Source organism: Nostoc sp. CHAB 5715 (assembly GCF_020829685.1).
Taxonomy (GTDB): domain Bacteria; phylum Cyanobacteriota; class Cyanobacteriia; order Cyanobacteriales; family Nostocaceae; genus Nostoc.
Map to the genome: position 1 here is coordinate 1 of NZ_JAIVFR010000767.1, position 3703 is coordinate 3703.

Consider the following 3703-nt stretch of genomic DNA (forward strand, 5'->3'; position numbering starts at 1 on the left):
ATCAGGTGAGCAAAGTGTTGGGCTTGCCTGCTTGTGATTCATTGGAACTGAAGCAGGGATTCTCACACATGGGTATGGATTCCCTGATGGCTTTGGAATTGAAGAACAGTTTGCAAACTTCTTTGCAACATTCTTTACCTTCAACTTTAGTGTTTGACTACCCGAGTGTTGAAGTTTTGGTTGAGTATTTAGCTAAAGAAGTACTGTCTTTGCAGCTATCTGATACCGAGTTGCAACCAGATCACCTGCCATACAATATGTTAGAACAACTCTTTGAAGACGAAATAGCATATTGACTAAGAGAAGAATGGCACTAAGAAAAGCTATAAAGCTTACCAATTAACGGGACTTAAACATTTTTAAGAAAAAAACAAGCCTCAAACCCATACAGGGTAAGGAAAATACACCAAAGGCTCAAAAATGCTTGAAAACCAGATATATCAAGAAAGTGAAGAAGGCAGAAGGCAGAGGGCAGAAGGCAGAAGGACTGCAATACAGTATAGGCTTCAAACCTACACTGATTGCAAGACACCAAATCGAAGATTTTGGTATGGGGCTTCAACCCTTACTCCCTTCGGTCGTGGCAGAGGGCAGGAATCAGAATTCCCTTCTGCCTTCTGCCTCCTGCCCTCTGCCTTTCTTGCTAAGCAAACCGATGTCAAAGTCTTTCTTTATATACATTTGATTGTTTTTTCTGGCTACTTTTTGTCTAAGTCCCATTAAAGCGTCACAACCAAGTTTGGTAATAGCAACCATTAAATCTACTTCTCTGGCAATAATTAATTGCGTATCTAGTTCTCTCAAAGAGCCTAAAGCTGTGACGCGACTGGGGGTGAGAGGACGATGGGAAGAAGAGCTTACCCTGGGAAAAGCGTTTTTTCTTGAACCGCGACAAGGTTCAAATCCGGGCAAGCTCTTGAGATAACGAGTGAAGCGAGAGACCGTGGCATAACTACCGATATAGCCCGCCTGTCGAATTTCCTCAAACAGTTCTTGGGTGTTGTAGTTACCACTATTCCAGCGACTGAGGAGGTAATCTTGATAAGGGTTGAGAAGACTGAAACCTTGGTCGCTACGTTCACGACGTTCGGTAAAAATGCGCCTTTTACACAAAGTATTGATGCAAAAAAACTTCCGCACCTTTAGCTGTAAAGTAATGCTGTAATCAGCCCAGGGTAAGTCTGCTAAGAAGCGTTCATAGCGGCTATGAATTTTATGAGTTGCTTGGTTACAAACTGGACAATTAACTACTTTACTTATTGCAGAAACAATCAACCAAATCTTCGTCTTTATCTCGTCAAGTTGGCAATTCTCAAGTTTCAGATTGTTTGAATCTGGTAAGAGGTGAGTTAGCACCGACATAGGGCTTGCTGAGGCTTATCCCTCAAATGTTTGATGGAGTGAAGTTTGAAGTATCTCAATTATATCTTTCTGACTTCCGACTTCTGCCTTCTGCCCTCTGCCTTCTGCCTTCCCCCAACCGAGATCACCAAAAGTTGCCAAGAACCCATATTGTGAGCTAAAAGTTTATTTTATGATTCAAACCACAGTAGTGTTTATTGTGTTGGCTTGCTCGTCTCCTGTGAAAGTATTTCATAAACGAGTAAGCTTTTTCTAACTCCAAAAACTTTTTAGAGAATTCGTGTATTAATTTTTACATCTAAAACACACGGCGTTCGCGCTTCTAGCCGCCGGGTACGCCATCGCCAAAAATGCTGAACTTTTTTTCTAGCGATCGCAGTACTGCATTAAGGACTATCGCCTGCCTCATCTATTCACTGTTCAATAGCTTTTAAAGCTGTAGTGCTTATTTTGTAAAGTCTATGCTGTGTAACTGGCTGGTTGCAGTAAGTTCCTTTACTACATTAGCTCTCTTTTTTCATCCTCTTCTGTGGTGAAAATCTTGAATTAAAATACATCTTTTGAAAACAGTAAGAAGATGATTTTAATATTTATTTTTGAGCTAATATGCTAATAGATATATCGAAAACAGTAATTTTTTAATAAAGTCAGTAATTAGATAGATGACTTATAACCAGCAGCACAAACAGTTGCGGCATAAATCAAGATTAGGAGTTGAAGTTCTGCAAGGTTACAATCTTACTGACCTTACAGAACAACAGAGGTATGAATTAAAAAAATCTCTTTGGGAACATGGTGTTATTGTAGCCAGACAGCAAAATCTGACTGCATTACAGTTAAAAGAATTCACAAGACAAACCTTTGGGGAATTAATAATTGGGGTTTTTCCGCTACTTTTATGGAGAATTAATAGTAAAGTGCCAGTTTAAGAGACTGCGTAATCGGAAATTGCTAAAGTTACGAAAGCCATATCCAAGTCTTTTAATTAACTTAAGTTTATTATTAATTCCTTCAACAAGACCACTTGTAGTCCTCCCGTCAAAATAGCCTACTATCTCACCAAACCATCTAACCATTGTACCTATACTTTTCGGAAAATATGAAAGCGCATTATGCATCCAATCTAATAATTTAATTATGCTGTCATCCCAAGATACAGTTGATTCAAATATGTCTCTAAAATCTTCTTTCAGTCTGTGCATTTTAGCCAGAATTGGGGAACTTCTTGAGCAGACTTTAACTTTTACTTTTGCTTATCATTTCAAGAATCTTCATTTTTAATAAAGCTGTATTTGCTATTTTTAAACCTATGTTGCTTCATAGTGAATATCAATAAACCATTTCCCTAAATCCGGGAAAGCTTCATGAGTTGAATCAGTCAAACGCTTGATTTGCTTCTCAAGAGTTGACATAGCTTCTTTTGTTAGCTTAACTCCTAACTCATAAGTTTCAGTGACTAGTTTAACAACAGGATGTTTCCCATTCCAGGTCATATTATGAGCAAATTTTAAAGCGGTTTCTACTTCATCTAAAATGCTCCCATTCCAATAATTTTCTAGTATAGCCCAAGTCCGTTCGATGGGATTATATTTACTGTGATAGGGAGGGTAGTAAGCTAAACGTAAATTCAGTTGATATTTCTGATACCATTTTAATATGAAGCTGCATAGAAAAGGGCTTCTAAAATAAAATTATAAGATGAGATAGACATGACTTGCTCAAATGTAAGTTGCTCGAATAATTGTTGTATGCGATCGCGTAAATCTTGCAAAGAAGAAAAAAGTTCATTATGAAGTGATTTTTTGAGAAACTGCTGTCAGCCTTTCAATTGGATTAAGTTCAGGGGAATGAGATGGTTGAAGCAGGGGAATAATATTTTCAGGCCAATTAATTGCACAACTTACATGAGCTGGGGCTTGGTCAATTTGTAAAATTGCATAATCTCCACTTAATTGCTCAGATAACCAGTCTAAAAACTGTTGAAAATAGTCACCATTAAGCTTGGGGTAAACGTGGCTGGAAATGTTGTCCTGTTAATGGTTCAATTGCACCATAAATCCAAAAATTTTCTCTCTGCCATTTCACGGGTACAGTTGGTTTAACTCCAGAAGCCGTAATTACTTTTCCTGTTAAAGTTTTTAATCCCACCCTGGTTTCATCCTGGCACAGATAATGAATACACTTTCCAAGTGCTAGATGTTTTTCTAGGCTATTGAGGATGATACCGAGTTTTTTTTCAACTCAGATACTAACTTTTCATCCTGCTTATGGCAATGATACCGTGGTACTTTGAGTTTTGCTCCTAATCTATATCGAACCCATGCATAAACTGTTGCATACT

5 protein-coding genes and 2 pseudogenes are annotated in these 3703 nt (G+C 38.0%); 2 read left to right on the plus strand and 5 right to left on the minus strand.

The annotated features are described in order from the left end of the window. A partial coding sequence (locus LC574_RS30840; protein ID WP_229457394.1) for an acyl carrier protein occupies positions 1-296 on the plus strand: 296 nt, incomplete at its 5' end. A gap of 301 nt (positions 297-597) precedes the next feature. Here LC574_RS30840 and LC574_RS30845 read toward each other — a convergent pair. Then, the gene (locus tag LC574_RS30845) at positions 598-1362 is read right to left on the minus strand and encodes a transposase family protein (RefSeq protein WP_229457395.1); all 765 of its coding nucleotides are present in this window, start codon (positions 1360-1362) and stop codon (positions 598-600) included. A gap of 662 nt (positions 1363-2024) precedes the next feature. On the opposite strand from LC574_RS30845, the gene LC574_RS30850 reads away from it, so the two are divergent. Continuing rightward, complete coding sequence (locus LC574_RS30850) at positions 2025-2291, plus strand: TauD/TfdA family dioxygenase (RefSeq protein WP_229457396.1); 267 nt, start codon at positions 2025-2027, stop codon at positions 2289-2291. Here the strand turns inward: LC574_RS30850 and LC574_RS30855 are convergent. The 4 genes and pseudogenes from LC574_RS30855 to LC574_RS30865 form a co-directional block, all read right to left on the minus strand. Beyond that, positions 2259-2650, minus strand: a pseudogene (locus LC574_RS30855) (transposase); the annotation flags it as partial. The gene LC574_RS30850 and the pseudogene LC574_RS30855 overlap by 33 nt on opposite strands. Positions 2651-2669: 19 nt before the next feature. Further along, a pseudogene (locus LC574_RS30860) lies at positions 2670-3020 on the minus strand (ISAzo13 family transposase); the annotation flags it as partial. A 129-nt stretch (positions 3021-3149) separates the two neighbouring features. After that, complete coding sequence (locus LC574_RS39320; RefSeq protein WP_368736756.1) at positions 3150-3386, minus strand: transposase; 237 nt, start codon at positions 3384-3386, stop codon at positions 3150-3152. Then, the gene (locus tag LC574_RS30865) at positions 3358-3510 is read right to left on the minus strand and encodes a hypothetical protein (RefSeq protein ID WP_229457397.1); all 153 of its coding nucleotides are present in this window, start codon (positions 3508-3510) and stop codon (positions 3358-3360) included. Before LC574_RS30865 ends, LC574_RS39320 begins: the two co-directional genes overlap by 29 nt. Positions 3511-3703: the final 193 nt, after the last annotated feature.